This window comes from Kitasatospora sp. NPDC051702, from assembly GCF_040681575.1.
GTDB lineage: Bacteria > Actinomycetota > Actinomycetes > Streptomycetales > Streptomycetaceae > Kitasatospora.
On record NZ_JBFAZB010000004.1, the window covers coordinates 239814 to 266727 of the forward strand.

Here is a 26914-nt window from a genome sequence, read left to right on the forward strand (position 1 = left end):
GCCGAGCCGACCACCCCGCGGTGGCCGGACGACGGGTGGCCGGCCCGTTGTCGGTGCGGGGTGCCACGATGCCCGGGCCGCTCGCGCCCCCTGCACCCGGTCGACGACGCCGAGGCCTACGCCGACGCCGTCCGCACGGCCGACCTCGCCTTCGACGCCACCGTCCTCGACGACCCCGACGACGACCCGGAGGACCACCCCCTCGCCAGCGGGGCCGTCGCCGCCCTCGACCGCCTGTAGCACCGGCGCCGGTGGCCGGACGGGCGGGGCGTCAGCGCATGCCGCCGGAGGCGAGGATGACGTCCCCGGTGATCCAGCGCGCGTCGTCGGACGCCAGGAAGGCCACCAGCGGGCCGTAGTCGTCCGGGGTGCCCGTGCGGCCCAGCGGGGTGTCGGCGATCGCCTGCGCCTCCTGGGCGGAGCCGGGGAATCCCATGGCCCTGGTGCCCTCGGTGTCCGACGGCCCGGGCATGATCGCGTTGACCCGGATGCCGCGCGGGCCCAGCTCCTTGGCCGCCACGACGGTGAACGCGTTGACGGCGCTCTTGGACGCGACGTAGAGCGAGGCGTACGGCGGGTGGGTGAGGGTGCCGGCCGTCGAGACGTTGATGATCGACGCGGCGTCGACGTCGTCCTGCGCGGCCAGGGCCTGCGTGGTGAGGATGGTGCCCAGCAGGTTCGTGGTCAGCTCGCGCTGGAACTCCTCCTCGGTGATGGCCGACAGCGGGGCGAAGGCGGCCACGGCCGCGTTGTTCACGAGCACGTCGACCGGCCCGTACTCCTCGCGCGCACGGTCGAACAGGCCGCGCACGTCGTCGCCGCGGGCCACGTCCGCCCGGACCGCGATCGCCCGGCCGCCCCCGGCGGTGATGTCCGCGACGACCCGCTCGGCGCCCGCCGCGTCCTCCCGGTAGTTCACCACGACGGCGGCGCCGGTCCGGGCCAGCGTCTTGGCGATCCCCGCGCCGAGACCCTTCGACGCGCCGGTGACGATCGCCGTACGGGCGTTGTTGCTGCTCACAGTGACTCCTCGAACGTTGGTGCCTGCGGAAGTCACCGTAGGAAAGCTGGTTACTGCAGGGAAGTACCTACTTTTTTGTAAGCTCGTGAGGTGATGGAAACTCAGCACGTCGCGACGGCCGCCCGACTCCTGGCCCACGACACCTTCGACAACAAGTGCGCGCTCAGGCCGATCATGGACCAGACGACGAGCCGCTGGGCGACACTGATCATCTCGGCCCTCGTCGCCGGCCCGCACCGCTTCGCGCAGCTGCACCAACGGGTCGGCGGCATCAGCCAGAAGATGCTGTCGCAGAACCTCAAGGCCCTGGTCCGGGCCGGGCTCGTCGACCGCGAGGTCGCGCCCACCGTCCCGCCCCAGGTCACCTACGCCCTGACGGAACTCGGCGTCGGCCTGGCCGGGCCGCTGACCGAACTCATCCAGTGGTTCGGCCGGCACGGGGACGAGCTCCTCGCCGCCCAGGAGCACTACGACCGGCAGCAGGCGTCGCCGACCGCGTGACGGTGCGCCACCGCCGTCCGGCCGCCGGGCCGCCGTGGCCCCGGTCCGCCGGTGCGTCATGGTCCCGTCGGGGTGTCCGGGTCCTGGTCCGGTGTGCGGTCGGGGCGCAGGGCCGCGGCCACGCCGCAGGCCGCCGCGGCCAGGCCCAGCAGGGCGAGGGGCCGGGACCACTCGCCCGCCGCGGTGGGGGCGAAGGCCACCGGCAGGACCAGCAGGGCGGCGCCGGCGGCGGCCACCGCGGCGAAGGGGCGGACGGTGCGGCGCCGGGGGCCGAGCGTGTCGAGCAGCAGCAGGTAGCCGATGAGCAGGACGGTCACCGCGAGCGCCCGCCACAGCGGCGGCTCGCCGAGGGCGGCGAACAGGACGGCCGCGGTGGGCAGGAGAGTGGTGCGGGTGGCGGTCAGGCGCGCCGGCCAGGTCACCGGGTGGGCGGCCGCTCCCTCCGGGGCCGGCACGGCCGCCCAGAGCGCGCCGACGGCGACGGCCGCGACGCCGATCGGCCCGAACCGGGCGGTCAGCGTGCCCTCCCCGGTGCCGGCGGCGGCGAGGGCGAGGGCGGTGCCGGTGCCGCGCAGCGCGGCGGACTCGAGCCGCGGGGCCCAGGCGGCCCGGTCGGTCCACCCGCTCCACCCGGTGGACGGGCCGGTGCGGGGGCGGGGGGCCGGTGCGGCCACCGTGCGCCGCACCGGCGGCTTCGGCGCCCGACCGCCCGCCGGGCCGTGCGTCGGCCTGCCGCCGGGCCGGCCGGTGGGCCTGCCGGTGGGCCTGCTGGTGGGCTCGTTCACCGGGCCGCTCCCGTGATCCGGCGGCGCAGCAGCGGCGCGAGGGCGAGGTCCAGCGTCCGGCCCGGGGTGTGGCGCACCACCGGGATGCCGCGGCCGCGCAGGGTGGCGCGCATCGCCTCGCGTTCGGCGTGCCACAGGCGCAGCGCGAGGGCGTCGGTCTCGTCGTCGGGGTGCGTCGCCGGTTCGCCGACCGGGATCTCCACCACGACGAGCGGGTTGCCGCGTTCGCGGACCTGGCCGAGGACGTCGAGGATGCGCTGGTCGGCGAGCGGGGTGAAGGCGTAGACGAGGGCGTGGGCGGGCAGGGCCGCGAGCGGCAGGGGCGGGAGGGTGCCGTGCCGGGGGCGGTCCTGACGGACCTCCAGCACGCTCTCGACCATCCGGTAGAACTGCCGGTCCCCGCCGGCGGCGGTGAGCCGGCGCAGCTGTCCGCCGACGGCGACCAGGCCGATGCGGTCGTGGCGGCGCAGGTAGGCGCGGGTCAGGCCGGTGGCGGCGCGCAGGGTCTCGTCGAGGCTGCGCAGCCCGGTGGTGGCGTCGTGGAAGTCGGCGAGGGTGTCCAGCAGGACGACGGCGTCGGCGGCGCGTTCGGCGGCGAACTGGTTGATCTGGACGGCGTCGCGGCGGGTGGTGGACGGCCAGTGGATGCGCCGCTGCCGCTCGCCGGGCACGTGGGGGCGCACGCCGACGACCTCGACGCCGGCGCCCTCGTGCGCGGTGGTGTGCTCGCCGATCCGCTCGGGCAGGCGCACCGGGATCGGGGTCAGGTGGGCGGCGCCGGGGACGGGGAAGACGTCGACGGTGCCGAGGTCGGTGCGCAGGGTACGGCGGGTCAGGCCGCCGGCGTCGGGCACGTCGAGGTCGAGGACGCCCAGGTGGCGCCGGCCCCAGCTGTCGGCGCGCAGGACCAGGTCGACGCCGGTGGCGGTGACGGTCAGGGCGTCCAGGGACAGGCCGGGGCCCAGGGCCACGACGGGTTCCAGCGCACCGATCCGCCCGTCGTGGTGGACGGCGACCCGCACGGTGACGGGCTCGCCCTCGAAGCAGCGCGCCGGCCGGGTGGTGCTCTCGGTGGACAGCCGGGTGGGGCGGCTGCGCCCGGGGGCGGCGAGGGCGAGCAGGACGGCGGGTGCGGCGGCCAGGGCGAGCAGCCAGGCGTGGCCGGTGGCCAGGGCGGCGAGGGCCGCGGCGGTGGCGACGGTGAGCAGGCGCAGGGTCTGCTCGCCGGCGCGCCAGTGCGGCGGGGGCGGGCTGTCGGGCAGGCCGGCGGCGTGGGCCCGGGCGCTGCGGGCGGCGGCCAGCGCCTGGGCGCGCAGGGTGGCGCGGTCCGGGGCGGGGGCGGCTGCGGCGGGCGCTGCGGAGGCGGGGCTCCCGGGGCGGGCCGGGTTCACGGGGTGACCGCGCGGGGCAGGGTCTGCGGTGCCGGGACGGAGCCGACCAGGCGCGCCACCACGTCGTCCGCCTCGATCTGACGCACCCACAGTTCCGGCTTGAGCGTGATGCGGTGGGCCAGGGCGGGGACGGCGAGCGCCTTGACGTCCTCCGGGGTGAGGTAGTCGCGGCCCTCCAGCATGGCGCGGGCGCGGGCCAGTTGGATCAGCGCGAGGCCGCCGCGGGGCGAGGCGCCGACCTGGATCTGCTGGTCCTTGCGGGTGGCGTCGACGAGGGCGATCACGTACTCGACCAGGTCGTCGTCGACCTCGACCCGCTCCACCGCGGCCCGCATGGCGAGGAGTTCGGCCGGTCCGGCGACGGTCTCCAGCACCGGTTCGGGGGCCGCCCGGTCGATCCTGGCGCGCAGCATCGCCGCCTCGGCGGCGGGGGAGAGGTAGCCCATCCGCACGCGCAGCAGGAAGCGGTCGAGCTGGGCCTCGGGCAGGGCGTAGGTGCCTTCGTACTCGATCGGGTTGGCGGTGGCGATGACCAGGAACGGGTCCGGCAGGCGGCGGGTGACGCCGTCGACGGAGACCTGGCCCTCGGCCATCGCCTCCAGCAGGGCGGCCTGGGTCTTGGGCGGGGTCCGGTTGATCTCGTCGGCGAGCAGCAGCCGGGTGAACAGCGGGCCGGGCCGGAACACCATCTCGCCGGTGCCGCGCTCGTAGAACGGGGCGCCGGTGACGTCCGAGGGCAGCAGGTCGGGGGTGAACTGGATCCGGCGGAAGTCGAGGCCGAGGGCGGTCGCGAAGGAGCGGGCCAGCAGGGTCTTGCCGAGTCCGGGCAGGTCCTCGATCAGGACGTGCCCGCCGGCCAGGGCGCCGAGCATGACCAGGCGCAGCGCCTCGGGCTTGCCGACGACGGCCCGTTCGATCTCCGCGACCACGGCGCGGGCGAGCTCCCCGGCCTTCTGCGGGGTGAGCACGGGGACGGCCCCCGGGGCGGCTTCCGGGGCGGCTCCGGGGTCGGTTTCCCGGTGACCGGGACCGGCGGGGGCGGTGGCTGCGGTGGTGTCGGCAGGGCTGGACGGGGCGGGCATGGCTCTCCTGCGGAAACGATGCGGTGGGTGGTGGGCCCGGGGCCGGGTCTGTGGGGCGCCGGCCCCGGCGGGTTCAGGTCACAGCGACTCGAGCCGGTCGACGAGGGCGCGCAGGACCGCTGCCGGCAGGGGCCCGGCCGGGGCCGGCGCCGCGGGGTCGATCCACGGCCACAGCCGGGGCCCGAGGAGTTCGGCGGCCCGCTCGCGGTCGGCCAGCAGGTGCACGCCGTGGCCCTCCGCGAGCCGGACGGCGTACAGCCGCTGGAGGCGGGTGCGCAGCGGCCCGGTGTCGCCCTGCGGGTCGAGGCCCTGGCCGACGGTCCAGCGCCAGTCGCCGAGGCCGGGCTCGTAGGCCTCCAGCTGCCGCGGCCGGCGGCGCAGGGGGGAACCCGTCGTGCCCGCGCCGGCCACGTGGCGGGCGGTGAGCAGGGCGGCGGCGGCCAGCAGCACGGCCCCGGCCCCGGCGCCGGGCCAGCCGCCGACCAGGGCGCACAGGACCTCGGCGAGGACGGCGGGGACGGCCAGTTCGAGCAGGCTGTGGCGCACCGAGCCCGGTACGGCGATCCCGCCCTCGGCCCCGCCGTCCGGCTGCCCGTTCTGCCCGGCCGCTCCGGCCTGCCCGGCCTCTCCGGTGCGTCCGGTGCGTCCGGTGCGTCCGATCGTGGGTTCGCCGCTCATCGGTTCCCTCCCGTTGCGCCCGCTGCGTCCGCCGCCGCCGTCGGGCCCGCCCCGGCGGCGGGGTCGGCGTCCGCCCCGGCCGGGTCGGTGGCCGCGAGCCGTGCGGCGATGGCGTCCAGGGCGGTACGGGCCCGGCGCACCCGGGCGTCGTCCATCGGGTGGGTCGAGTACCGGGCCTCCCGGAACAGTGCGGTGAGCGCCCGGGCCGCGCCGGGGTCGACCCGGTCGTCGGACAGGGCGCGCTCCAGCAGCTCCGTCGGGCTCTCCCAGGCCTGCCGGGGCAGTCCGGAGGCGGCCAGCGAGCCCTCCATCGCCGCGTAGCAGGCGATCACCGCCGCCCGGGCGTCGTCCCCCTCCAGCGCCCTGCGACCGGAGGCGACGGCCTCGGCGAGGGCGGCCTCGGGGCCGGCCGGCGCGGTGGGCAGCGGCGGGGGCGCCGGGCGGCGGTGGATGCGCAGGTGCCGCAGCGCCCGCACGAGGACGAACACGAAGGCGGCGACCGCGGCCAGGGCCAGGGAGCCGACCAGCACCACGAACAGCACGCCGAACCCCGGGTCGTCCGCCGGCTTCACCGGGGGCGGGGGCGGGCCCGGGGGGAGGTCCGGGAGGGGCAGCGGCGGCGGCAGCTGGGGCGCGTCGAGCGCCGCGGGCGCGGTGCGGCCGTGCAGGACCAGCAGCAGCACCGGCACCGCGGCGGCGGCCAGCGGCAGCAGGACCATGGCGGCCTCCCGCAGCCGTTCGGCCCGCGGCGTCGGCCCGGCCAGGTGGCGCACCTCCTCGCGGAAGCGCACGGCGAACCGTCCGACCAGGGCGGCCCAGCCGATCCCGATCAGTACCACGAAGCCGACGGCGCCCACCGGCCCGGTGGCCGCCGTGCCCAGCAGTCCGCCCTCGGGGCGCAGCGCCGCCGCGGCCGTCAGCAGTCCGACGACGACCAGCAGCGCGGCCACGTGCCGGCCCCCGGGCCCGCGTGTGCGGCCCATGTGAACCCCCCGGTTCCCCCTCGTGGCGCGCTTCCCGGCGCGCCGGTCCTGCAGCGTCGCACACCGACCGTCACGGTGTCACCTGCCGTCACTCCCGTCACCGCCGCCCCACCGGTCCGGCCCCGGCCCCGGTGCGGGGCCTGCGTAAGGATCCGGGTACGGGCCGGGGCGCCGGGGTCTCAGCCGGTGGTCTGCCCGGGCCGGCCCGGCACCCACAGCGGCACCGGGGTGCCGCACGGCATGGACCGGGCGGCCTCCGCCTCCAGCCACTCCTCGGCCCGCCCCGGGTCCCCGTCGCACAGGTCGACCAGCGCGGCCGCCGCGATCCGGGCGCAGGACAGCATGAGCGCCAGGGCGTCCTGGCGGTGGTGGTGCTCGCGCACGTACGCCTCGGCCCGCTCGTCGATGCGCCGCCCGTGGGCCTCCCGGTCCGCCACCGCGGCGGGCCCGTCCTCGGCCCAGGCGGCCTGCACGCCGTGCCAGACCAGGGCCAGCGCCGCCGGCTCGGCCGGGTGCGCCACCTCCTCCCGGCGGGCCTGCTCCCGGGCCTCGGCGGAGCGTCTGCCCAGCCACTCCAGCGCCTCCGCGCCGTCCCCGTGGCGGGCCCGCAGGACCAGCTCGCCCGCCCGGTAGGCCACCGAGCGCAGCACCTCTCCCGCGGGCACCCGAAGCCCGGGCGCGGCCGAGCCGCCGAAGGCCAGCCACGCGTCCGCGAACGAGGCCGCCCGCACCCGCCCCAGCCAGCCCGGCGCCCCCGAGGCCCCGTCCTGCCACTCCTGCGTACCCAGACGAACCAGGCCCACGGCGGCGAGCCGCACCGCGTCCCCGTCCAGGCCGAGCAGCCTTCCACTCCTCACCACACACCCCCACCAGCGGTCATCAACCCGTGACGGCACATCCCACCACAGAGGGACGCGGACGAACTAGAGCGGGTGGCGGTGCGATTTTTCACCCCACGCATCCGGGCCGCCCGACCGGGGGCCCGGCGGGGGCCTGCCGATCCCGCCGCCCCGGCCCCCGGGCGCGTGCCCGGGGACGGGGCTCGCTACGGTGGCGGCGGTCATGGCGGGGCGGTGAGCGGGGGGCGCGTGCAGCGGTGGCAGCGGGGTGCGGTCGTGACCTGGGCGGTCCTGGTGGCCGGGGGCGGCGCCGGGGTGCTGCTCCTCGACGACGGCGCCGACAGCACCCCGCAGCCGGCCCCGCCGGCCACCCCGGCCCGCACCCCGTCCGTCCACGCTCCGGGCGACCCCTGCAGCGGCCCCGACGTGATCTGCGCCGTCACCGTCCTGCCGGCGCCCTGACCACCCCGCCGACCGGGGGACGCTGCGGCGGGTGCGCCGCCGGGGCGCGGTGACGGAGCGTCAGGCGTGCTCTCCTCGACGGGCACCCGGCCATCGCCGACCCGCAGAGGAGAGACCATGCCCCGTCAGACCCGAACCGCCCGGCGCCCGCGCGCCGCAGGACGCGCCGCTGCCGCCGCCGCGGCCTGCGCCGCCCTGGCCCTGGTGGCCGCCACCCCGGCCGTCGCCGTCGCCCCACCGCTGTCCGACCCGCGGATCATCGCCCACTTCGACCTGGCCCAGGGTCAGCAGCCGGAGAACATCGCCCTCGAACCCGACGGCTCCGCCGACCTCACCCTGTCCTTCGCCCGCCAGATCGCCCGGGTCGACCCGGCCGGGGCCCTCACCGTCCTCGCCACCCTGCCCGCCCCCGCCCACCCGAACACCCCGCTCCTGGGCGCCGCGATCGTCACCGGCATCGCCCGCGCCCACGACGGCACCCTCTACTTCGGCTACGCCACCGGCACCGACGACCTGCACGGCATCTGGCGGCTGTGCCCGGGCGGGACGCCCGAGCGCATCGCCGCCCTGCCCGTCACCGGCTTCCCCAACGGCCTGGCCCTCGACGAGCACGAGGGCCGCCTCTACACCGCCGACTCCGCGCTCGGCGTGGTCTACGCGGTACCGGCGGCCGGCGGCACCGCGACGACCTGGTCCGACGACGCGCTGCTCAAGCCCGTCACCGCGTTCGGCGCCAACGGCCTGAAGGTGCACCACCACGCCGTCTGGGCCGGCAACACCGACACCGGCCAGCTGCTGCGCATCCCCGTCCGCCGGGACGGCTCGGCCGCGCCCGCCCGCGTCCACGCCGCGGGCCTCGACGGCATCGACGACTTCGCCTTCACCGGACACGGCGACGACCTGATCGCCGCCCTGAACGCGCCCGACGAGGCCGTCGAGGTGACGGCGGACGGCAGCCACCACACCGTCCTGACCGGCGCCGACGGCCTGTCCAACCCGACCTCGGTCGCGGTGCGCGGCGGGACGGTCTACGTCCCCAGCGCGGCCTACTTCACCCGCACCGACCCCAACCTGCTCCTCGCCGACCTGCACCGCTAGGGCGTGTCTTGTGGATCACTGCCGGGGTCGCGGCGCCAGGGCACGCACTCCCCCAGCCTTCGGCCGGGGGTACCCCCACGCCGCGTTGTCGTCGGTCGCCGATGGCCCCCAGCCTGGCGGCCGGGAGGTGCCCCCACCGCATGGACTCTCCCCCAGCCTTCGGCCGGGAGGTGCCCCCATCCTCCGCCTTGCGATGCACGCACCCTGACGCCGCGACCTATCCGACAAGATCCACAAGACACGCCCTGGGCCCCGGCGGCCGGGGTCCGCGTACCGGGGAGGGTGTCCGGCAGCGGAGCCGGACACCCTCCCTCGCCCGCACTCCCACGGGGAGATCGTCGACCTGCCGGGCCGCTGCTCGGGCGCGGCGCCCGGTGCCGAACGCGGCGGGCGGGGCGGGCCGCCAGGACGCCGGTGTGAACGCCGCCGTGCAGCAGCCGGGTTCACCGTGACCGTCACGGATCCGCCCGCTCCGCCCGTCCACCCGCCGGCCGTTGCACGGGATCCCGGCCGGCTCCCCGGCGGCGCCGCGGCCGCCGGCCCGTGACCGGGCGTCAGGCCCGGACTGGTTGGGGCCGGAACCGGGTGGCGCGGGAGTAGACGGCGGTCACGCACGCCTCGAAGGCGGCGATGGCGAGCAGCGCGGGCCCGGCGCCCGACCGCAGCAGCAGCGCGCCGAGCGCCCCGCCGACGAACATCCCGAGGACGGTGGCGCTGCGCCGGGCCCGGACGAGGACCAGGCGCGGGGACGGCGCGGTGTGGATCGACAGCACGTCCGCCAGCAGCTTGACCAGGGTGATCTGCGCGACCGTGGTCGGCATCTCGGGGACCCCGGCCTCCAGCATCCCGCGGCTGCGCCACCCCATGGCGCCCGCGACCAGCGCGGCGACGAGGGCCTCGGCACCGCCGGGCAGTGCACCGGTGCCGCCGACCGCGGTGGCGTACCCGCCGGCGGCGGCCAGGGCCGCGGCCTCGGCGGCGAGGACCAGGACGAGCCAGCGCCGCCCCCGCCCGCTCGCCCGGGCGATGACGCTGTTCGCGGCCGCGGCCCCGATCACGAAGGAGGCCACCGCCTCGGCGGGGCGGGCGACCGGAATCCCGGCGGTCTGCGCGGCCCCGAAGCCGAGCAGCAGGACGTTTCCGGTGGCCAGCGCGGCGAAGGCGTGCCCGAGGCCGAGGAAGGTGACGGCGTCGACGGCGCCCGCGCTGACGGTCAGGGCGGACATCACCAGGCTGATGCGGACCTGGCTCCGGGTGGGATCGGCGGGCACGCCGTCAGTGTGCCCGGGGCGCCGGCCCGGTACGGGCCGTGACACACCGGCCGCGGGTGGCGCACGGCCGGGGGCGCGTCCTGCGGGTGGCGGACGGCCTGCGGGCGGCGTCGCCGCTCAGCGCGTTCCCGCGGCGTCCCCGCCCCCGCCGACGGTGCCCGCGGTGCGCTGGGCGTCGAGGCGGCCGTGGGCGTCGGCCCAGGTGATCGGGAGCTGCTCGACGGGGGTCTGCCAGAAGGTGAAGGTGGACTCCCGCATGGTGCCGCGCAGGCCCCGCATCACGCTGCGGTGGGGTTCGGCGGCGGCGAAGGCGTCGAGGGCCTCGCGGCTCTCCCAGGCGGACAGGGTGTAGAAGGTCCGGCGCAACGGGCGGGCGATCAGAGAGCCGCCGAGGGCACCGGGGGAGCGGCGCAGCTGGCGCCAGACGGTCATCGACCGGGCGAAGAAGCGCGGGACGTCGGACAGCGACCGGACCTCGAACCGGGAGGCCATGACGATCGCCGAGGTGCCGGGGGTGGCCGGGTTCGGGGCGGTCCAGGGCAGCGTGGGCATGGCTGATGCTCCTCGGGGAGGGGTCGGCACCACATTGGGTAGTGGCACTATCTATGTTAGACAGTACCGGTATCCAAAAGCCAGGGGAGAACGCGCCCCGGGGAAGACGAAGCCAGAGGAAGGCCGGTGCAGCAGCAGTGCGCATCTCCGAACTGAGCCGCCGCAGCGGAGTCCCGACCGCGACCATCAAGTACTACCTGCGCGAGGGCCTGCTGCCGCCCGGCCGCGCCATTGCCGCCACCCAGGCCGAGTACGACGAGACCCACCTGCGCCGCCTGCGCCTGGTGCGCGCGCTCATCGGCCTGCGCGGACTGAGCGTCAGCGCCACCAAGGAGATCCTCGGCGCGGCCGCCGCCCACGCGGGGGAACGCCACCAGGTCCTCGGACTCGTCGTCGGCGCCCGCCCGGCCGACGAGGACGCGCCACCACCGGCCCCCGCCCCCGGCGCCGCCGAGGTGGACGCCCTGATCGACGGACTCGGCTGGGAGGTCTCCGCACACGCCCCCGCCCGCGCCGTCCTCGGCGAGACCCTGGAGACCCTGCGCTCCCTCGGCGAGGAGGTCTCCGCGGACGCCCTGCGCGGCTACGCCGCCCTCGCCGAGCGCACCGCCGCCCTCGACCTCGACCAGCTCGACCCCGACGCCGACCCCCTCGACCAGGCCGAGAGCGCCCTGCTGCGCACCATCCTGTTCGAACCCGCCCTGCTCGCCCTGCGCCGTCTCGCCCAGGAGAACGAGTCGGCCCGCCGCAACACCTGACCCCCTGTGGGAAAGCCGGCTGCCGGAGGGCGGGGTGCCAGGGGCCGGGCCGTCAGGCGGCCGGGGGCGGGGTCCAGGAGGGGGCGCGGCCGGTCAGGGTGAGCAGGCGCTCCATCGGGGTGGCGGCGGACGCGGCGACGGGTGGGCCGAACAGGCCGGGGAGGCCGTCCGGGTGGGCCTCGGCGACCGTGCGCACCCAGGCCGTGGCGGAGCCGATCGCCGGGGCGAGGGCGGGCAGGTCGCCGGGGAAGCGCTGCCCGGTGGCCACCGCGAGGTCCCAGCCGTGGACGAGCACCTCGTCGATCGCGGCGGCCCCCGCGACCTCGGCCGGCATCTCACCGCCGCCCACCGTCGCGGTGCCCGTCCAGGCCCCGGCGGGCTGCCAGGCTTCCGCCAGGGCGGCGAGCCGGGCGGGCAGGCTCTCGCGCCAGTCCCGGTCCAGCCGGGTGGCGTCCGGCACCCGGGCCCCGCCGCCGTCGGCCCGGACGGTCTTGGCCGCGGCGTCGTGGAACGCCTCGCTGAGGCCGGCGAGGTGGTCCAGCAGTTCCCCGACGGTGAGCGGGCCGCAGGGGGTGGGGGCGGTCAGCTGGTCGTCCCGCACGCCGCGGACCAGGCCGGCCACGACGGCAGTGGCCGGGCGCAGGTCCGTCCGCATCCCGGCCTCTCCGGGGGAAGGTGTCGTCATCGAAGCTCGCTCCTCGGATGTGCGGATGTGCGGATGTGCGGGCGGACGGACGGGCGGGCGGGCGGGCGGGCGGGGCAGGGCCGTCAGGCGGCGGGCAGGCCGGCGTAGGCCCGTATCGCGGGGCGGTCCTGCGGCAGCCCCCAGGCCCTCAGGATCTCCAGGAAGTTGCCCCACCGCCAGGTGGGTTCGTCGAGGTCGGCCAGGGTGCGGACCAGGCGCCGGCGGCGTTCGTCGAGCTCGGCGAAGGGCGGCAGCGGCCCGGGGCGCGGCGGGCCGAACGCCAGGCGCAGGGCCGCCGCGGTGACGGCGAAGGCCGCGGGGCCCGACGTCCGGGCCAGGCCGTCGATGACCGCGTCCAGGGCCTCCTCGGGGTGGTCGGCGGCGAGCAGGGTGAGCGAGGCGGCGGCGTAGCCGCGCAGGTCCCCCTCGTGGAAGGCGACGCCGGGCGCGCCGGGCTCCGGGGGAGCGGCCTCGGCGGCCGTCAGCTCGGTGAGCACCGCCGCCCCGAGGCCCTGGTCGGCCTCCCCGGTGCCGGCCGTGGGGGTGTCGGTCGTGGCCGTGCCGGTGGCCGTGGGGGTGCTCGTGAGGCGGGCGAGGGCGACGGCGGCCGCCCAGCGCAGCAGCCCGTCGGGGGAGGCCAGGAAGGGGCGCAGACGCGGCACGAGCGGGGCGTCGCCGAGCAGCCCGACGGCGACCAGGGCGGTGGCGGCGACGGAGGAGTCCGGCCCCCCGGCGCCTTCGCCCCCGGAGCCGTGGGCGTCCAGCAGGGCGAGCAGGAGCGGCAGCGAGTGCGGGGCCTGCTCGGGGAACCAGGCCAGCAGGTACGCCGTCGCCGCGCGCACGCCCGCGTCGCCGTCCGCCAGCAGTGCGGCCAGCCGTGGCACCTCGGCGCGGACGGCGTCGTAGGCGCCGAGCTCCGCGTCCACCGAGCGCAGGTGCTCGTCAAGGTCGAACGTGCGGCGCCGGAACTCCCGGACGCGGCGCTCGCCCTCGTCGGGGGCCGCGGCGACCCAGGCGTCGAGCTCGGCAAGGACCGCTGCCCCGTCCTTCGCCGCCAGCTCGGCCCGCTCGTGGCGCCACTGTGCGATCGCCACCCCCGCGGGCAGGTGCGCCTCGTCGTAGCCGATCGCCAACGAGGCCAGCAGGCCGAGGACTTCGGCCCGACCGGGCAGCGTGGCGTCCACGGCCAGCCGGGCCAGGAAGGGCACCGCGACGGCCGAGGCCGGGTAGCGGCTGCCCTGGTGGAAGATGTTGCCGTACAGGGCGCCGAGCGCCCGGTCGCGTTCGCGCTCCCCGGGCCCGCACAGGGCGCGCAGCAGCCCCGGTACGTCGCCCGCCCCGCCGTAGGCGTGGTCGAGGCCGGCCCAGTCGATCGCGTCCAGGCCGTCCAGGGGATCCGTGGTCGTGCTCCTCATGCCCGGCACTGTGCCACGCGTCACTGACATCCGACCCGCCGTCAGACCGTAGGCGTCAGGCCGCGGCCCGGTCGGTCGCGCGGTCGGTCGCGCGGTCGGCGGCCCGGTCGGCGGCGTGGTGCCAGGCGGCGGTGACCGCGGCGTGGGCGGTGGCGGTGGCGGCGGCCGGGTCACCGGTCAGCCGCAGCGGGGCGCCGAGGTGGACGTGCAGGGCCGGGCGGCGGACGGGAGCGGTGGCCAGGCCGGCGAGCTGCTTGAGCGGGCCGCCGGAGGTCAGGCGCCGGGAGCCGGCCTGCCCGAGCGGGACGACGGGCGCACCGGTGGCCGTCGCGAGGCGGGCCAGGCCGCTGCGGAACGGGCGGGGCGGCTGCTCGCCGGAGTCGCGGCGCCGGGGCAGGCCGCCCTCGCCGTAGATCAGCACGATCCGCCCGGCGGCGAGCGCCTCGGCGGCCCGGTCCAGGGCGTCGGCCGCGTGCGCGGTGCCGCGGTGGACCGGGATGTGGCCGTCGTGGCGCAGCAGGCGGCCGAGCACCGGCACCCGCCACAGGCCGGCCGTGGCGAGGACCACCGGCCGGGCGCCGAGCCGGTGCAGGGCGGCGAGGACGACGGCCGGGTCGCCGAGCGAGGTGTGGTTGGCGGCGACGATGCTCCCGGGCGCGAGGTCGGCGTCGGGGTCGCTGGTGATCCGCAGGGGCCCGAAGGCGGGGACGAGCAGGGCGGCGGTACGGCTGAGCATGACGGATCCTGATCCTCCGACGGTCGGATGAGCCGTCCACCAGTGTTCGCCGTCGCGCCCCGGCGCACCTGAGTACGCGTACTCAAACCGGACCCCGCCGCTCCCTCACCTGCCCGGTGCGGCGGCTTCGAGCTCCTCGACGGTGCCGGACATGACGGTGCGCAGGTGCTGCGTGAGGTGCTCGACCGGCCAGTCCCACCAGGCCAGGGCGAGCAGCCGGGTGACGTCGGGTCCGCTGAAGCGGGTGCGGATGAGCCGGGCCGGGTTGCCGCCGACGATGCCGTAGTCGGGGACGTCGTCGACGACGACGGAACCGGAGGCGACGACGGCGCCGTGGCCGATGCGGACCCCGGGCATCACCAGGGCGCCGTGGCCGAGCCAGACGTCGTTGCCGACCACGGTGTCCCCGCGGGTGCTCGCAGCTCCTGCGGTCCGGTGCCCGGGCACCGGCCGGTCCGGCCCGGCGAGGGCGCGCGCCCGGCCGCTCCGCCGGGCGGGGCGCGGTTCAGCCGGGCGGGTCCGCGCAGCGGCGCAGCACGACGCCGCGGCGGAAGCGCACCCCGCCGGGCAGGTCGAAGTGCCCCTGCCGGCCGGCCACCGGGATCCGCTCGACGGCCACCCCGGCCTTGGCGGTGCAGGAGCCCGCCCGCACGGCCACCAGCCGGCCCCCGCGCACCACCGCGATGATCCCGCTGAGGTCGAACTCCACCTCGATGTCCACCGCGAGGGTGCCGACCGACACCCCGTCGACCAGCACCTTGACGCTGGGGTGGTGGACCGAGCGGATCCGGTGGTCCAGCAGTGCCACGACCTCCTCGCTGCCCGGGGCCGCGCAGGTGCTGCGGGCGGCGGCGGTGAGCGCCGCGTGGGTGCGCCAGCCGCCGGCCAGCAGGTCGATCATGTCCAGCCCCAGGAAGCCCTGGACGACGCTGGCGACCTCCTGCTCGGCGGCCCGGGCCAGCGGCCGGCCCAGGCCGGTCAGGGCCTGCAGCGCCCCCTCGCGGTGCAGCGAGTCGGCGAACGGCTCCACCGCCCCCAGGAAGGTCCCCAGGGCGTAGGGGTCGTCCGTCGAGACGGTCGTCACGGGGTGCTCCCTCGGTCGTCGGGCGGTTCCTCGAGGCTCTGCCGGCCCGGGTCCGGGCGCGGTTCCAGTCGGACGACCCGACCCGTCCGGGTGTCCCCGCCCCGCTCGGTCTCGGTCAGCTTCGTCTCCATGTCCCACCGGGCGCCGATCTCGGCCGTCACCCGGCCCGGCGTGCCGGACGTGCCGGAGGGCGTGCCGGACGGTGCGCCGGCCGGGCGGCGCCCGCGGACCAGGTGCCGCAGCGCGAGCGCCGCGAGGGCGGCGGTGGCGAGGGCGGCGCCGAGCACGATCCAGGTCGTGCGGTCCGACCCGGGCTGCGGGACCTGCCGGGCGACGAGGACCGGGACGGTCTGGGTGACGGCGTGGGTGTCCGCGCACTCCACCGTGATGGTGTGCGGGCCCAGGGGTGCGTCCGGCGGGATGGTGGCGCGGGCGTGGACCCGGCCCGAGCCGTCGGCCTGGATCGGGTGCGACCTGGGGCCGCCGTCCCAGGAGAGCACGACCCACGGCGGACCGCCGCCCCGCGGGCAGCCGTCCGTCGGGCCGGACAGGGAGAGCGCGGTGCCGGGGGTCGCGGTGGACGTCCCGTCGGGCTCGCGGGAGGTCGGCCCCGGCGGGGTCGGGGTGACGGGCGGGGTCGGTGCGACGGCCCGGACGCGGACGCGGGCGGTGGCCGCGATGCCCGCCTCCGACCCGCAGGAGGCCCGTACGTCGTGGTCGCCTGCGGCCGCGTCGCGGGGCACGGTGACGGCCGTGGCGAAGCCTCCGCCGCCGTCCGGCCGCCCCTGGTCGGGCAGCGGCGTGCCGTCCCAGGTCAGGGCGGCGGTGTCGCCGGCGGGGCAGGCGAAGCCGGCGCCGGTCACGGTGATGCGCGAGCCGGCCGCGCCCTGCGGCGGATCGGCCGTCAGGGTGGCGGGTGCGACGGTGAGGACGGCGGTCGCGTCGGCCCGGGTGGCCGGCCCCTGGCAGGTGGCCGTCACCGTGTGCGGGCCGGCCCCGGACCCGGGCGGGACCTTGATGGTGCCGGTGGACGGGTTGTCGCCGTCGACCCCGATGGTGGCGAGGACCCCGGCCGGGTCGTCCCAGGTGACCTGGACGATGGTCGGGCGCTTGGTCTTGGAGGTCCGGCAGGCGCCGAACCCGGAGACCGTCACCTGCACCGTTCCGAGCTGCGGTGCGCGGGCCGGGACCAGCCCGAGGGCCGGCTGCCGGGTGCCGGACCCGGTGTCCGAGGGCGACGTCGGGGCCGGGGTCGGGGTCGCAGGCGAGGTCGACGGTGCGGGCGGTGTCGAAGGGGACGGTGACGGGGTGTCCGCCGGGGCCGCGGGGGCCGCGACCATCGCCCGGGCCGCGACCGCCGACACGGCGGGGAGCGCCGCCGGGGCCGGGACCGCCGCCGGGGCCGGGTAGGCGGCCGGGGCGAGGGCGGCGAGCAGCGCGACGAGGCCGGCCGGCACCACCTTCACCAGCGACTCCGTTCGTCTCCCGGCCCCCGCGGCCCATTCTCGCCGCCGCCCCGCCCGCCCGCAGTGCTCCGCACACGTCCCACCCCCGTTTGCCGCCATCCCGCACTCCCACGGCCCATCCCGGCATCCGGACGGCGCAGCGGCGGGGCGCCCCGCCGCCGCGCGGAGCGGCCCTGGCGGGTGGTGGTGGGTGGTGGGGGCCGGGGGAGGAGGGGTGCGGCGGCCCGAGGACGGCCCGAGGACGGCTCCGCGGTAGTCCCGAGGGCGGTCCCACGGTGGTCCGGTGACGGAATCCGGCGAGATTCGGCGAGGGCCCCGGCCCCCGGCCGGGCCACGGATCCGGCGACACTACCGGCTATGGATCTGCTGTCCCTGCGCTACTTCCAGACCGTCGCCCGCCACCAGCACATCAGCCGTGCCGCGGAGGAACTGCGGGTCGCCCAGCCGTCGGTGAGCCGCACCATCATCCGGCTCGAGTCCGAGCTCGGCCTGCCGCTGTTCGACCGCCAGGGCCGGCGGATCCGGCTCAACGAGCACGGCGCCGCGTTCCTGCGCAGGGTCGACCGGGTGCTGACCGAACTCGACGACGCCCGACGGGAGATGACCGACGCCGCCGTCGCCGGACCGGGCCGCCTGGCCGTCGCCGCCGAGACCCTGCCGCAGCTGGCCGGGGCGCTGGCCGCCTTCCGCGCCCACCGCCCCGGGGTGCGGGTGCACCTGTTCCAGGCCCCGGTGGGCGCGATGCGCCGCCATCTGCGCTCCGCCGAGGTCGACTTCGCGCTCGCCTCCCAGCCGCTGGCCGGCCCCGACCTGTGCGCCGTGGAGCTGCTGCGCGAGGAGGTGCTGCTGGCCGTGCCGCCCGGGCACCGGCTGGCCGGCCGCGAGAGCGTCACGGTGGCCGAACTGGCCGACGAGGACTTCGTCAGCACCCGCGCCGGGCACTGGCAACGCGCCCTGCTGGAAAGGCTGTTCGCCCGCGAGGGGCTCACCCCGCAGGTGGTCTGCGAAGGCGACGAGGCGGCCGCCACCTCGGAGCTGGTCCGCGCCGGACTCGGTGTCGGTCTGATGCCCGAGGTCGCCCGGCGCGCCCTCGGCGAGGACGGCCCGGTGGTCTGGCTGCGCCTGGACGCCGCGCACTGCCACCGGACGCTGACCCTGGTGTGGCGCCGGGAGGCCTATCTCTCCCCGGCCGCCCAGGACTTCCGCCGCCTGGCGGTCGAGCACTTCAGACCCGGGGGAGACCCGGCGCCCGGCAGTGGCGGCGGGCCGGACGGGGACGTCGTGCCGGACGGGGGCGTCGTGCCGGGCGGGATCCTCATACCCGAGGAGGCATGAGCACATGCCACAACAGGTCGTGGAAGGCATGAGCGGGCGGCGTTAGCGTCGAAGGCGCCCACCGGTTCCTCGACCACGAGGGGGAGACACCAACGATGACCCGGCCCCGCACCTCCACGCACACCACGCACACCTCACCCGGCCCGAGCGGCCCGAACAACCCCGACGGACCTGCCGGCCCGAGCGGCCCGGACGCCCCGGGGCAGGCCGCCGGCGGCTACGTCGAGGCCCTCCTCGCCGCCCTGGCCGCCGACCCGCACCGCCCGGCCGTCACCACCGCCGAAGGGCGCGTCGTCACCGCGGCCGACCTGCACGACCAGGTCCACCGCCTCGCCGCCGAACTCGCCGAGCGCGGCGTGCGCCGCGGCGCCACCGTCACCCTGCTCACCGGCAACACCGCCGAGGCCCTCGCCGCCCGCTACGCCGCCAACCTGGCCGGCGCCCGGGTGGTCAGCCTCTACGAGGGCATGAGCTCCTCGACGATGGCCCGCATCATGGCCGGCACGGACTGCTCCCTCCTCCTGGCCGACGGACAACGCCACGACACCGCATGGGACCTGCAGCAGATCCCCGGCGCCCCGCAGCTGCTCTGCCTGGGCCCGGACGGCGCCGCCGAGGACGTCCTCGCCGCGGCCGCCCAGCGCCCCGCCCACCCGTTCGACGGCCCGGCCGGCCCCGACGACGACTGGTGCATCCGCCACACCGGCGGCACCACCGGAATCCCCAAGGGCATCCGCACCACCCACGGCGCCTACCGCCAGGTCCTCGACCAGCCCCTCACCGGCGCCGGCGACCCGCCCCGCTACCTGGCCTGCACCTCGCTCGCCCACCTCGCCGGCATCTTCACCGACCTGACCCTCCACCAGGGCGGCACCGTCGTCCTGCACCACGGCTTCGACCCCGCCGACGTGCTCGCCACCATCGCACGCGAACGCATCACCCACACCTGGCTGCTACCACCGCTGCTCTACCGGCTGCTCGACCACCCCGACCTGCCCCGCACCGACCTGTCCAGCCTGCGCCGCATCACCTACGGCGGCACCGCCGCCTCCCCGGCCAGGCTGCGCCAGGCCGCTCACGCCCTGGGGCCCGTCCTCTACGGCTACTACGGGCAGGCCGAGACCCAGCACATCACCCAGACCCTGCCCGGCGACCAGGAACGCACCGGCCGCGGCGGCCACCTGACGGTCGGCCGGGCCCTGCCCGGCGTGGAGATCGCCGTCCGGGACGCCGACGGCGCCACCCTGCCCGCCGGCGAACCCGGCGAGGTCCAGGTGCGCTCGCCGTACGTGATGACCGGCTACTGGAAGCGGCCCGAGCTGACCGCCGAAGTCCTGCGCGACGGCTGGGTGCACACCGGCGACGTCGGCTACCTCGACGAGGACGGCTACCTCTACGTCGTCGACCGGATCAAGGAGATGATCGTGGTCGTCGGCGGCCACGTCTACCCGGCCGAGGTCGAGGAACTGCTGCTCAGCCACCCGGACGTCGCCCAGTGCGTGGTCTTCGGCGCCCGGGACGCCGACCGGGCCGAGCAGGTCCACGCCGCCGTGGTCCCCGCCCCCGGCCGCCGGCCCACCCTGGGCGAGCTGCAGGAGTTCGTCACCACCCGCAGGGGCCGCCTCTACGCCCCGCACGCCCTCCACCTGCTGCCCGCCATCCCCCTCACCGCCGCGGGCAAGCCCGACCGGAACCGGCTGCGCACCCGCCTGCCCGCCGCCTGACCCGGCCCGGATCCGCCGCCCGTCCCCCTCTTCGCATCGGGCGCCCGCACCGCTACTGTTCGGTAACCAAGGCGCCGCGCCCCACCGCGGCGCCGCACCCGAAGGAGCGGCAGTGGCGGAACCGACGGCAGTGACGCACGAGACGGCGTCCCAGACGCCCGCCCGCCTCCTGGGCGCCCTGCTGGTCTCCGCGGGGATCGCCCACTTCGCCGCGCCCCGCCCCTTCGACGCCATCGTGCCGCGGGCCCTGCCCGGCAGCCCCCGGGCGTGGACCTACGCCAGCGGCGCGGCCGAACTCGCCGTCGGCGCCGCCGTCCTCGCCCCGCGCACCAGGTCGGCGGGCGCGCTGGCCGCCGTCGGCCTGTTCGCCGCCGTCTTCCCGGCGAACGTCAAGATGGCCCGCGACTGGCGCCACCGCCCGGCCCCCTGGCGCCACCTGGCGACCGCCCGCCTACCCCTCCAGCTGCCCCTCGCCCTCTGGGCCCTGCACGTCCACCGCACCGCCCGCTGACCGGCCCCCGGGGCCGCTCGCGCCGACCCCCGGCTCGTCGGAATCCACCAGGCCGGATCGCAGGCTGTGCTTGGCATGGCCCGTCCATGGGTACTCCGTCGGCTGAACCGCGTAGAACATCGCGGAACGGACCGCCGACGGAGGTCAACGTGAAGCTAGTGTTCATCGCCAAGGACCCCAACACGAACGGGGAGAACTGCCCCACTGTCTGGGTGGACCCGGAGACGCGCGACATCGTGATTCAGGGGTGGAAGGCCGACGCCGACACCGAGGCCGAGTGCCTCACCATGGGGCACCTCCCTGAGTCCGAGGCGATCGTTCGGGTGCCTGCCCGGATGGTGGCCGCTATCAGGGAGGCTTGCAGTGCCGCAGAGGGTGCCGACGTTCGCTGAGTTGCTGGCGGCCAGCCGACACAGCGCCGTTCACCTGGAGATGCGCGACGTGTACGGCGTCGCGGAGGAGGACGCCGATTTCGCGGCCTGGAAGGCCGGTCACCGTCATGACCCGGACGACCGGGCGTCTTGGTGGAACCCATTTTTGGCGACCGTTTCAGAGGCGGTTGCCCGGGGAGTGGAGTTCCGCCGGGCACGGGTCGTTTCGGTGCCCGTGACCGACTACATCCGGTACGAGCACGCGTGCACCTTCCAGAACGTCGCTGCGGGGGAGTCCGTTCGCTGGCTTCCCCGACGGCTGGCCTCGGACCTGATGCTGCCGGGAAACGATCTCTGGCTGTTCGACGGCAGGGTCGCGAAGTTCGGCCTGTTCTCCGGTGACGGCTCGTTCACGGGCAACGTGATGAGTGACGACCCCGAGGTGGTCAAGCGCTGCGTGGACGCCTTCGAGGCGGTGTGGGAGCGCGGAATTCCTCACCAGGACTTCGAGGTCTGACGCTCTCACCTCCATGGCCCGATCCCCTTCCTCCAGTGTTCAGGCGGCTCGCGATGCGGTGGCCGCACGGCTGCGGGAGCTCCGCCAGGACGCTGGGCTCAGACAGGTGGACATCGCCGTGCGCACGGGCTGGCACGGCTCGAAGGTGTCCCGCATCGCCAGCGGGACCACTCCGCCTTCCGACACGGACATTCGGGCGTGGTGCTCGGCGTGTGGTGCCGACGATCAGGCTGATGACCTGATCGCGGCATCGCGTGCCGCCGACACGATGTACGTCGAGTGGCGTCGCGTCCAACGAGCGGGCCTGCGGCGGGTGCAGGAGTCCCGTGTGCCGCTGTACCAGCGCACCCGGCTCTTTCGCGTCTACTGCTCCAACGTCATCCCCGGGTTGTTCCAGACCGGGCCCTACGCGACGGCACTGCTGCGGGCCATCGCCCGTTTTCACCGAACCCCTGACGACGTGGCGGAGGCCGTTGCGGCACGGCTGGCCCGTTCGGACGGCGTGGTCCGGGAGGGCGACCACCGGTTCGCCGTCCTGATCGAGGAGTCGGTGTTGCGCAACCGGGTCGGCGACGCCCGGACCATGGCCGGCCAACTCGGTTACCTGCTGGCACTGATGAGCCTTCCCCGCGTGTCGCTCGGCATCGTTCCGTTCTCCGCCCGACGCGAGATGTGGACCCTGGAGGCATTCAACGTCTTCGACGACCAGCGGGTCCACGTGGAACTGCTGACGGCTGCCGTGACCGTCACTGCGCCCACGGAGGTCGCGCAATACGTCCGGGCGTTCGGGGAGTTGGCCTCTCTGGCGGTGTACGGGGCAGCTGCGCGGACCCTGATCTCGGAGGCGATCAACGCCCTGGAGTGATTGACGTAGAACTCCGTAGAACTTCGTGGCGCTTCGCGTTCGGGCCTCCCTACCGTTCTGGCTACGGATCGGATCCGGAGACGGGAGCCGCGGTCGATGGCGCAGACGACCGCGAGCGGCCCCCGGTCCCTGCCCGCCCGAATCCCCCGGTGGGGCGGGTAGGGCTCCACGGTCCCCCGTCCCGGCCGACCTGGGGAAGAGCGGCCGGGGCGGGCGGTAGCACCCGGCGGGCATCCGCCTGCCGGGCACGACCAGCAGGGAGGGCCTGACATGGGCAAGCGCGGTGGCGGCACCGGTTCCGGTGACGGCGGCAACCAGCAGGACGACAGCAACAAGGGCTCCGGACACGGCGGTGGCGGCTCGGACGAGGGCGGCAACACCTCGGACGGCCAGAACCCGGCGGGCGGTAGGTAGCCGGTGACCGGAGAGACGCACGAGGAGGCGGGCCCCCGGCGGCTCGCCTCCGCGCTGGTGGCCGGCGGCGCACTCCGACCGGACTGGCTCCCTTCCTTCGAGGCCGTGCCCCGCGAGCGGTTCGTCCCGGACCGCATCTGGCCGGGCATCGCGGACGGCACCCGGCAGAACCCCGTGGTCCACCGCTCGAAGGACCCCGAAGCGTGGCACAGGGCGGTCTACTCGGACATCCCGCTGACCACGCAGTGGGACGACGGCGCCCACGAGGGGGACGGCCTCGGGATCACCCCGAGTTCGTCCAACTCCATGCCCACGATGGTGGTCTCCATGCTCCGGGACCTGGACGTGCGTCCGGGTGACCGGGTGCTGGAGATCGGCACGGGCACCGGGTGGAACGCGGGCCTGCTGGCCCGGCGGCTCGGAGACGCCAACGTGGTGAGCGTCGAGTACGACCCGGACGTCGCCCGGGGTGCCCGGGAGAACCTGAGCCGGGCCGGACTCGCGCCGACCGTGGTCGAGGGCGACGGCCGGGCGGGCTGGCCGCAGGGCGCTCCCTACGATCGCATCATCGCCACGTGCTCCCTGCTGGAGATCCCCGCGGCCTGGCTGGAGCAGTCGGCCCCCGGCGCGGTGATCGTCGCCCCGTTCGGCACCGAGTACGGCGGGGAACAGATCGTGCGGCTGACCGTGAACGGCGACGGTACCCGGGCGGTCGGCCACTTCACCGGCGGGTCCGCATTCATGAGGCTGCGTCAACAGCGCACCGAAAGGCCGCTGTTCGAGGAGTACCTGCACGGGGTGGAGTGGCCGGCCGACGGCGTGAGGAGCACCACGACGCTGTCCCCGTGGGACACCGGCGAGTGGTTCCGGCAGTTCGTCATCGGCCTCGGAGTCCCGGGCGCGTTCTGGCGGGCCGAGCGCTACGACAACGGCGCGTACACGTTGTGGATCCACAGCCGGGACAAGCGGTCCTGGGCCTCCGCCGACCACGAGCACGGCCGCACCGAGTACGAGGTGTACCAATCCGGCCCGCGCCGCCTGTGGGACGAGGTGGAAGCCGTCTACCGTTGGTGGGACGACCGCGGCCGACCCGGACACGAGCGCTTCGGCCTCACCGTCACCCCCGACCGCCACACCGCCTGGCTGGACAGTCCCGACGACCCCGTCCCCACCGGCGGCTGACCGAACCCGCCGCTCCCGGGCACCTCGGAGTCCGCGAGCGGCGGGCGCGCCGGCCGCCGCGCCGGGCCCGGTCACGGCACTGACCGGGGCCGGTGTGCGACCAAGATCATGACGTGCCTATGCTGTCCCGATGTCCGACAGCACCTGCCCGACCCTGCTCTTCGTCATCGGCCCGGCCGCGGTGGGGAAGATGACCGTGGGCGGCGCCATCGCCGAACGCACCGGGTTCAAGCTCTTCCACAACCACCTGACCATCGAGCCGCTGCTGAGGCTGTTCGACTACCAGTCGCCGCAGTTCCAGCGCCTCAACCACGGCTTCCGCGAGCAGATCTTCGCCGAGGCCGCCGCCAGCGACCTGCCGGGCCTGGTGTTCACCCTGGTGTGGGACTTCGACGACCCCGAGGACGCCGCGCTCGTCGAGCGCTACGCGGCCCCGTTCCGCGAGCGCGGCGCGCGGGTGCTGTTCCTGGAGCTCTCCGCCGACCAGGACGTCCGCCTGGAGCGCAACGCGGGTGAGTCCCGGCTGGCGGAGAAGGCCTCCAAGCGCGACCTGGCGTGGTCCAACGACAACCTGGTCGGCATGGACGCCAGGTACCGCCTCAACTCGGTCGACGACTTCGCCCACCTCCCCGGGGCGCACCTGCGGATCGACAACACGCACCTGGAACCGGACGCGGTGGCCGAGCGCGCCGTGCGGCACTTCGGGCTCTGACCCCCACGCCGCGGAGAGCACCGTGCCCCGGCACCGCGCCCCGGCACCGCGCCCCGGATCCGACCCCGGTCCGGGGCGCGGCCGGGGCGCCCGCCCGGTCAGCCGTTGTCGGCCGCCGTGTCCGCGTCCGCCTGGGCCGCGGCGCTCTCCGCGGCGTCGAGCTTGTGCTGCATGTCCTGGACCTGCCCGCTGTCGGCGGCCCCGGCGCCCTTGTCGGCGCCCGCACCGGAGCCCGAGGGCCCGCAGCCGGTCAGCAGGGCCGTCCCCGCGAGGACGAGGGCGGCCAGCACGGTGGCCGGGCGGCGGGTCACTTGGAGCCGCCCTCGCCGTTGGCGGCGCACCAGGTCGCCACGGACTTGAGGTCGTTCTGACGGGTCTGCAGCGTGGTGACCAGGGCCTTGCGGGCGGTCAGCCGGTCGTTCAGGAGCGTCTCGATCTCGGTGTGGCCGGCGGTCTTGGCGTTGGTGACCCGCTGCTGCAGCCGGGAGACCGAGCCGACCACCGTCGCGTCGCCGCCCAGCCGGGCGAGCGCCTTGGTGACCCGCTCCTCGGTCTTCGGCAGCCGCTTGCAGATGCCCTTGGCGCCGTCGCCGGTGGGCGCCGCCTTGGCGGTCGGGGCACCGGAGGCCGAGGATCCGGAGCCGGCGGCCTGGGCGGGGGCGACGGCCAGCAGCGAGCCGGCCAGCGCGAGGGCGCCGAGGGCGGCGGCCCGGCGGGCGACGGGCATGCGGTTGACGAGCATGGGAGTCCCTTCCATCTTCCGTTGCGTCCGCGGGCGCGGCGCGCAGCGCGCCGGTCACGGACGAGCGTCCAGACCCGGCGACCCCCCGACGTGCGGCCGGGGGCGCCGGACGACCGGGAGCGTAGGACGGCTTCTTGTGGATTCCCTGTGGAACGCCCACGGCGGCTCGGCGGGCGCCCGAAGCCCGGCGCCCGAAGCCCGGCCGCCGCCGTCGCTCAGTGCTGCTCGCCCGAGATCCAGTCCCGCCGCCCCGGCAGCTCCACGGTCGGTGCCTCGCTGACGGGCAGCGGCAGGCCGACCTCCACCCGGCACCCGGCCCCGTCCGGCGGCGTCGTGATCCGCACGCCGCCCCGGTGCAGCGCCGCCTGCTGGGCGACCAGGGTGAGCCCGAGCCCCGAACCGGGGCTGTCGCGGCGCCGGTGGAAGCGGTGGAAGACCGCCTCCCGCTCGCCCGGCGCGACCCCGGGCCCGGCGTCGTCGACGGTCAGCACCGCGAGCGCGCCGGCCGCCGTCAGGCGGACCGCCACCCGGGCCGGATCCGTGCCGACGCGCCCGTGCACGGCGGCGTTGCCGAGCAGGTTGGCCAGCATGATCCGCAGCCCGGACTCCCACCCGAACACCCGCAGCTCCGCCGGGACGTCCACGGTGAGGACGGCCTCCGGGTGGCGGCGCCGGGCCTCGGCGGCGGCCGCGTCGACGAGGTCCGGCAGGTCGACCCAGCCGAAGGAGTCGGCCTCCACCAGGTCGCCCCGGGCGAGCATGCCGAGCGCGGTCAGCAGGTCCAGCACCCGGGCGTGGTCCTCGCGCAACTCGGCCACCACCTCGGCCCGTTCGCCGGGCGCGAGGTCCGGATGCGCGGCCAGCACGTCCAGGTTGGTGCGCAGGCTCATCAGCGGCGTGCGCAGCTCGTGCGAGGCGGCGGAGGAGAACGAGCGCGCGGTGTCCAGCGCCTGCGCGGTGCGCCGCGCCTGCTCGTCGTAGCGGGAGAGCAACAGGGCCAGGGCGGCACCGAGTTCGTCGACCTCGACGGTGCCGCTGCGCTCCGCGGTGAACTGCGCGCCGACCGGTCCGCCGCCGGCGCCGGGACTCCCATCGGAGGCAGGCCCGTCACCGGCGGCCGGGGGCGCGGCCGGGTCGAGCTGCGCCGCCCGGCGGCTGAGCCTGCGCAGCGGCGCGGTGGCGCGTTCGGCGAGGGCGAAGCCGATCAGGGCGGCGACCGGCGCGGCGACGGCCGCCACCAGCAGCACCCGGCGGCGCACCGCCGCCGTCTGGGTGTCGGCCTGCCCGGCGGGTGCGACCACCCACAGGGTGCCGCTGCCGCCGTTGGCCCCGGTGCCGGAGATCCGGACGGTCAGCACCCGCCAGGCGCCGCCCTGGTCGTGGACGGTGGCCGGGCCGCCCGGGGCGGTGGGGAAGGCCTGCGGGTCGGCGGGCTGCGGGCCGACGGACAGCAGGACGGTGCCGTCCGCGGCGGCGACCCGCACGCCCGAGTCCAGGGCGGCGTCCAGGACCTTGCGCTGCTGGTTCTGCTCGACCTTGGGCCGCCCCTTGGTGTCGGCGGCCACCAGGGCGCGCACGCCCGGCAGGACGGCCGCGGCCCGGTCGCCCAGCCGGGTGTCCTGCTGGTGGCGCAGGTCGCGCCCGACCAGCGGCAGCAGGAGCAGTCCGGCCAGCACCACCAGCAGCGGCACCACGGCGGCGGCCCACAGGGCGATCCGGGTGGAGAGCCTCACG

Annotated in this window: 31 protein-coding genes and 1 pseudogene; 14 read left to right on the forward strand and 18 right to left on the reverse strand. The window is 76.7% G+C overall.

The window, feature by feature from the left end; translation table 11 throughout:
* Nucleotides 1–60 precede the first annotated feature (60 nt).
* Nucleotides 61–240, forward strand: a complete 180-nt coding sequence (locus tag AB0N04_RS06065) for a hypothetical protein (RefSeq protein ID WP_360210522.1) — start codon at nt 61–63, stop codon at nt 238–240.
* Nucleotides 241–271: 31 nt separating this feature from the next.
* Here AB0N04_RS06065 and AB0N04_RS06070 read toward each other — a convergent pair whose 3' ends face one another.
* Entirely contained in the window at nt 272–1021 is a 750-nt protein-coding gene (locus tag AB0N04_RS06070) for an SDR family oxidoreductase (RefSeq protein WP_360210520.1), read from the reverse strand.
* 93 nt (nt 1022–1114) lie between these two features.
* On the opposite strand from AB0N04_RS06070, the gene AB0N04_RS06075 reads away from it, so the two are divergent.
* Nucleotides 1115–1522: a helix-turn-helix domain-containing protein gene (locus AB0N04_RS06075; protein ID WP_360210518.1), complete on the forward strand. Its 408-nt coding sequence runs from the start codon at nt 1115–1117 to the stop codon at nt 1520–1522.
* Nucleotides 1523–1578: 56 nt separating this feature from the next.
* Here AB0N04_RS06075 and AB0N04_RS06080 read toward each other — a convergent pair whose 3' ends face one another.
* The 6 genes from AB0N04_RS06080 to AB0N04_RS06105 all read right to left on the reverse strand — a co-directional run bounded on the left by AB0N04_RS06080 (nt 1579) and on the right by AB0N04_RS06105 (nt 7298).
* Nucleotides 1579–2307, reverse strand: a complete 729-nt coding sequence (locus tag AB0N04_RS06080) for a hypothetical protein (protein WP_360210516.1) — start codon at nt 2305–2307, stop codon at nt 1579–1581.
* Nucleotides 2304–3698 (reverse strand): DUF58 domain-containing protein, encoded by a 1395-nt coding sequence (locus AB0N04_RS06085; protein ID WP_360210514.1) that lies wholly within the window; start codon nt 3696–3698, stop codon nt 2304–2306. Before AB0N04_RS06085 ends, AB0N04_RS06080 begins: the two co-directional genes overlap by 4 nt.
* Nucleotides 3695–4780 carry a MoxR family ATPase gene (locus tag AB0N04_RS06090; RefSeq protein ID WP_360210512.1) on the reverse strand — a complete coding sequence of 362 codons (1086 nt, stop codon included), beginning with the start codon at nt 4778–4780 and terminating at the stop codon, nt 3695–3697. Before AB0N04_RS06090 ends, AB0N04_RS06085 begins: the two co-directional genes overlap by 4 nt.
* Nucleotides 4781–4858: 78 nt before the next feature.
* Nucleotides 4859–5458 carry a hypothetical protein gene (locus tag AB0N04_RS06095; protein ID WP_360210510.1) on the reverse strand — a complete coding sequence of 200 codons (600 nt, stop codon included), beginning with the start codon at nt 5456–5458 and terminating at the stop codon, nt 4859–4861.
* On the reverse strand, nt 5455–6441 hold the full coding sequence (locus AB0N04_RS06100; RefSeq protein ID WP_360210508.1) for a DUF4129 domain-containing protein: 987 nt from the start codon (nt 6439–6441) through the stop codon (nt 5455–5457). Before AB0N04_RS06100 ends, AB0N04_RS06095 begins: the two co-directional genes overlap by 4 nt.
* 179 nt (nt 6442–6620) lie before the next feature.
* Nucleotides 6621–7298 carry a hypothetical protein gene (locus tag AB0N04_RS06105; RefSeq protein ID WP_360210506.1) on the reverse strand — a complete coding sequence of 226 codons (678 nt, stop codon included), beginning with the start codon at nt 7296–7298 and terminating at the stop codon, nt 6621–6623.
* A 258-nt stretch (nt 7299–7556) separates the two neighbouring features.
* Between AB0N04_RS06105 and AB0N04_RS06110 the strand changes: the two genes are divergently transcribed.
* Together AB0N04_RS06110 and AB0N04_RS06115 are read left to right on the forward strand one after the other, a co-directional pair.
* The gene (locus AB0N04_RS06110; RefSeq protein WP_360210504.1) at nt 7557–7742 is read left to right on the forward strand and encodes a hypothetical protein; all 186 of its coding nucleotides are present in this window, start codon (nt 7557–7559) and stop codon (nt 7740–7742) included.
* A 117-nt stretch (nt 7743–7859) separates the two neighbouring features.
* Nucleotides 7860–8840: a hypothetical protein gene (locus tag AB0N04_RS06115; protein ID WP_360210502.1), complete on the forward strand. Its 981-nt coding sequence runs from the start codon at nt 7860–7862 to the stop codon at nt 8838–8840.
* Between the two features lie 554 nt (nt 8841–9394).
* On the opposite strand, the gene AB0N04_RS06120 is transcribed toward AB0N04_RS06115, so the two are convergent.
* Nucleotides 9395–10111, reverse strand: coding sequence for a YoaK family protein (locus tag AB0N04_RS06120; RefSeq protein ID WP_360210500.1), 717 nt, complete (start codon nt 10109–10111; stop codon nt 9395–9397).
* 117 nt (nt 10112–10228) lie between these two features.
* Complete coding sequence (locus AB0N04_RS06125; protein WP_360210498.1) at nt 10229–10663, reverse strand: DUF3291 domain-containing protein; 435 nt, start codon at nt 10661–10663, stop codon at nt 10229–10231.
* Nucleotides 10664–10800: 137 nt separating this feature from the next.
* Here AB0N04_RS06125 and AB0N04_RS06130 point away from each other — a divergent pair, with 137 nt between their 5' ends.
* Entirely contained in the window at nt 10801–11421 is a 621-nt protein-coding gene (locus AB0N04_RS06130; RefSeq protein ID WP_360210496.1) for a MerR family transcriptional regulator, read from the forward strand.
* Between the two features lie 52 nt (nt 11422–11473).
* Here AB0N04_RS06130 and AB0N04_RS06135 read toward each other — a convergent pair whose 3' ends face one another.
* The 6 genes and pseudogenes from AB0N04_RS06135 to AB0N04_RS06160 all read right to left on the reverse strand — a co-directional run bounded on the left by AB0N04_RS06135 (nt 11474) and on the right by AB0N04_RS06160 (nt 16807).
* A complete protein-coding gene (locus tag AB0N04_RS06135; RefSeq protein ID WP_360210494.1) occupies nt 11474–12106 on the reverse strand; it encodes a TIGR03086 family metal-binding protein in 633 nt (210 codons plus the stop codon).
* A gap of 83 nt (nt 12107–12189) precedes the next feature.
* Nucleotides 12190–13521 carry a hypothetical protein gene (locus AB0N04_RS06140; protein WP_360210492.1) on the reverse strand — a complete coding sequence of 444 codons (1332 nt, stop codon included), beginning with the start codon at nt 13519–13521 and terminating at the stop codon, nt 12190–12192.
* A 55-nt stretch (nt 13522–13576) separates the two neighbouring features.
* Entirely contained in the window at nt 13577–14257 is a 681-nt protein-coding gene (locus AB0N04_RS06145; protein ID WP_360210490.1) for a lysophospholipid acyltransferase family protein, read from the reverse strand.
* A gap of 105 nt (nt 14258–14362) precedes the next feature.
* Nucleotides 14363–14668: pseudogene (locus AB0N04_RS06150) on the reverse strand (antibiotic acetyltransferase); the annotation flags it as partial.
* A gap of 94 nt (nt 14669–14762) precedes the next feature.
* The gene (locus tag AB0N04_RS06155; RefSeq protein WP_360210488.1) at nt 14763–15341 is read right to left on the reverse strand and encodes a hypothetical protein; all 579 of its coding nucleotides are present in this window, start codon (nt 15339–15341) and stop codon (nt 14763–14765) included.
* Complete coding sequence (locus AB0N04_RS06160; protein WP_360210486.1) at nt 15338–16807, reverse strand: hypothetical protein; 1470 nt, start codon at nt 16805–16807, stop codon at nt 15338–15340. The genes AB0N04_RS06155 and AB0N04_RS06160 overlap by 4 nt, the downstream gene beginning before the upstream one ends.
* A 357-nt stretch (nt 16808–17164) precedes the next feature.
* Here AB0N04_RS06160 and AB0N04_RS06165 point away from each other — a divergent pair, with 357 nt between their 5' ends.
* From AB0N04_RS06165 to AB0N04_RS06205, 9 genes are all read left to right on the forward strand, one after another.
* Nucleotides 17165–18142: a LysR family transcriptional regulator gene (locus AB0N04_RS06165; protein WP_360210484.1), complete on the forward strand. Its 978-nt coding sequence runs from the start codon at nt 17165–17167 to the stop codon at nt 18140–18142.
* A 95-nt stretch (nt 18143–18237) separates the two neighbouring features.
* Nucleotides 18238–19866, forward strand: coding sequence for an AMP-binding protein (locus AB0N04_RS06170; protein WP_360210482.1), 1629 nt, complete (start codon nt 18238–18240; stop codon nt 19864–19866).
* A 112-nt stretch (nt 19867–19978) separates the two neighbouring features.
* On the forward strand, nt 19979–20377 hold the full coding sequence (locus tag AB0N04_RS06175) for a MauE/DoxX family redox-associated membrane protein (RefSeq protein ID WP_360210480.1): 399 nt from the start codon (nt 19979–19981) through the stop codon (nt 20375–20377).
* A gap of 149 nt (nt 20378–20526) precedes the next feature.
* The gene (locus AB0N04_RS06180; RefSeq protein ID WP_360210478.1) at nt 20527–20769 is read left to right on the forward strand and encodes a hypothetical protein; all 243 of its coding nucleotides are present in this window, start codon (nt 20527–20529) and stop codon (nt 20767–20769) included.
* The gene (locus AB0N04_RS06185) at nt 20741–21265 is read left to right on the forward strand and encodes a DUF6879 family protein (RefSeq protein ID WP_360210476.1); all 525 of its coding nucleotides are present in this window, start codon (nt 20741–20743) and stop codon (nt 21263–21265) included. The genes AB0N04_RS06180 and AB0N04_RS06185 overlap by 29 nt, the downstream gene beginning before the upstream one ends.
* Before the next feature lie 13 nt (nt 21266–21278).
* The gene (locus tag AB0N04_RS06190; protein ID WP_360210474.1) at nt 21279–22130 is read left to right on the forward strand and encodes a helix-turn-helix transcriptional regulator; all 852 of its coding nucleotides are present in this window, start codon (nt 21279–21281) and stop codon (nt 22128–22130) included.
* A 270-nt stretch (nt 22131–22400) separates the two neighbouring features.
* Nucleotides 22401–22544 carry a hypothetical protein gene (locus tag AB0N04_RS06195; protein WP_360210472.1) on the forward strand — a complete coding sequence of 48 codons (144 nt, stop codon included), beginning with the start codon at nt 22401–22403 and terminating at the stop codon, nt 22542–22544.
* A gap of 3 nt (nt 22545–22547) precedes the next feature.
* A complete protein-coding gene (locus AB0N04_RS06200; RefSeq protein ID WP_360210470.1) occupies nt 22548–23726 on the forward strand; it encodes a methyltransferase domain-containing protein in 1179 nt (392 codons plus the stop codon).
* 130 nt (nt 23727–23856) lie between these two features.
* Nucleotides 23857–24438, forward strand: coding sequence for an AAA family ATPase (locus tag AB0N04_RS06205; RefSeq protein WP_360210468.1), 582 nt, complete (start codon nt 23857–23859; stop codon nt 24436–24438).
* A gap of 98 nt (nt 24439–24536) precedes the next feature.
* Here AB0N04_RS06205 and AB0N04_RS06210 read toward each other — a convergent pair whose 3' ends face one another.
* The 3 genes from AB0N04_RS06210 to AB0N04_RS06220 form a co-directional block, all read right to left on the reverse strand.
* Nucleotides 24537–24749: a hypothetical protein gene (locus AB0N04_RS06210; protein WP_360210466.1), complete on the reverse strand. Its 213-nt coding sequence runs from the start codon at nt 24747–24749 to the stop codon at nt 24537–24539.
* A complete protein-coding gene (locus AB0N04_RS06215) occupies nt 24746–25180 on the reverse strand; it encodes a hypothetical protein (RefSeq protein WP_360210464.1) in 435 nt (144 codons plus the stop codon). Before AB0N04_RS06215 ends, AB0N04_RS06210 begins: the two co-directional genes overlap by 4 nt.
* 215 nt (nt 25181–25395) lie before the next feature.
* The gene (locus tag AB0N04_RS06220) at nt 25396–26913 is read right to left on the reverse strand and encodes a HAMP domain-containing sensor histidine kinase (RefSeq protein WP_360210462.1); all 1518 of its coding nucleotides are present in this window, start codon (nt 26911–26913) and stop codon (nt 25396–25398) included.
* Nucleotide 26914: the final 1 nt, after the last annotated feature.